This window comes from Actinoallomurus acaciae, from assembly GCF_042429965.1.
Lineage (GTDB): Bacteria > Actinomycetota > Actinomycetes > Streptosporangiales > Streptosporangiaceae > Actinoallomurus > Actinoallomurus acaciae.
In genome coordinates, this window is sequence record NZ_JBHLZP010000807.1 from 1 (window position 1) to 287 (window position 287).

Sequence of the window (287 nt, forward strand, 5' to 3'; positions counted from 1 at the left end):
GCGGCCGACGGCGGCCTGCCGTGCGTTGCCCTGCCGCAGCCCGTTCGCCCGGCCGCCGAGCACGTACCCGTCGTCGAGTTTGCGCAGGTAGCCCTCGTACACGAGGGTCCGCAGCAGGTGGTAGACGGTGGGGAGCGGCAGGTCGAGCGCGTGCGCGAGCCGCTTGGCCGTGGCGGGCCGCTCGCTGGCGCACACCGCGTCGAGCAGGTGGAGCGCGCGCCGCACCGAGCCGATCAGCGTCGGGGCGGCCTCACCCACGGCGGCACCTCCGGAGGTGGCGCACACCG

At 76.3% G+C, this 287-nt stretch carries 1 protein-coding gene; it reads right to left on the reverse strand.

What is annotated here, in order from left to right; genetic code table 11:
- On the reverse strand, positions 1-258 hold a 258-nt coding region (locus tag ACFFNX_RS47270), incomplete at its 3' end, for a helix-turn-helix domain-containing protein (protein WP_378212949.1).
- Positions 259-287 lie beyond the last annotated feature (29 nt).